1 protein-coding gene is annotated in these 1,467 nt (G+C 63.1%); it reads left to right on the top strand.

What is annotated here, in order from left to right:
* Positions 1 to 177: 177 nt before the first annotated feature.
* Complete coding sequence (locus tag ACGFNJ_RS44055) at positions 178 to 1,452, top strand: IS30 family transposase (RefSeq protein WP_393462657.1); 1,275 nt, start codon at positions 178 to 180, stop codon at positions 1,450 to 1,452.
* Positions 1,453 to 1,467: the final 15 nt, after the last annotated feature.

Below are 1,467 nucleotides of genomic sequence, written 5' to 3'. Positions count from 1 at the left end.
CCAAGCTGGATTCAACTGGTCGTCGCAACACCTTGATCTCGGAGGTGTGTGTTGGCGTATGGGAAGCGGCAGTTGGAGGTTCGGGCGTATCGGGGGCAGATTCCGTCGCCTGGAAGGCCAACGGTGGCGTGGCGTGAGGACCGGGTGCGGTTCTGGGCGGCGATCGCGCGTGGGGTGATGACCGAGGACGCTGCCGCGGAGGCTGGGGTGTCCTCGCCGGTCGGATTCCGGTGGTTCAGGCATGCTGGCGGCGTGAATCCCCGTTTGTCTCAAGTAGTTTCGGGCCGATACTTGTCTTCGAGTGAGCGTGAGGACATCGCGTTGTGGCGCGCGCAGGGTGCAGGCGTGCGCGAGATCGCGCGCCGAATCGGTCGTGCCCCGTCGACGATCTCGCGCGAATTACGACGTAACGCGTCCACACGCAGCTATCGGCTGGACTACAAGGCATCGACCGCCCAGTGGCATGCCGAGCGGCGCGCACGGCGTCCGAAGACCGCGAAACTCGTCGCCAACGACAGGCTCCGCCACTACGTCCAGGAACGGCTCTCCGGTGTTGTCCGCACCGCTGACGGGAAAGTCCTCAACGGCCCTGCCGCGCCGGAATGGAAGGGGCGCAACAAACCTCATCGAGGGGACCGCGCATGGGTGACCGCGTGGAGCCCGGAACAGATCTCGCGTCGGCTCGAGGTCGAGTTCCCTGATGATGAGTCCATGCGCATCAGCCACGAAGCGATCTACCAGGCGCTCTACGTCGAAAGCCGGGGCGCTCTCAAACGTGAACTCGTCGCCTGCCTGCGCAAAGGGCGGACTTTGCGTGTTCCCCGGGCGCGAGCGAAGCAGAAAGCGTGGGCGCATGTCACACCGGAAGCGCTGATCAGCAAACGTCCTCCCGAGGTCGCTGATCGCGCCGTTCCGGGGCATTGGGAAGGAGATCTGATCATCGGGTTGCAGCGCTCAGCGATCGGCACCCTGGTCGAGCGCACCACCCGGTTCACGATGTTGGTCCACCTGCCCAGAGAGCAAGGTTACGGCCTCGTCCCGCGCACCAAAAACGGTCCTGCCCTCGCCGGATACGGCGCGGTCACGATGACGAATGCTCTGGCAACGACAATCACCACGTTGCCCGAACAGCTGCGGCGATCGTTGACCTGGGATCGCGGGAAAGAGCTCTCCGATCACGCCCGTTTTACCGTCGTCACCGGTGTCAAGGTCTACTTCGCCGACCCGAAGTGCCCGTGGCAGCGCGGGTCGAACGAGAACACCAATGGTCTTCTGCGCCAATACTTTCCGAAGGGAACTGACCTGTCTCGGTGGGATGCCGAGGAAATCGAAGCGATCGCCCACACCCTCAACACCAGGCCACGCAAAACCCTCGGATGGAAGACACCCGCCGAAGCCTTCAACGAGTACCTACAATCGCTACAACAAACCGGTGTTGCTTCCACCGATTGAATCCAGCCAATACAC

The organism is Nocardia sp. NPDC049149 (assembly GCF_043197455.1).
Classification (GTDB): Bacteria; Actinomycetota; Actinomycetes; order Mycobacteriales; family Mycobacteriaceae; genus Nocardia.
This window is presented reverse-complemented; position numbering and strand designations above follow the sequence as displayed.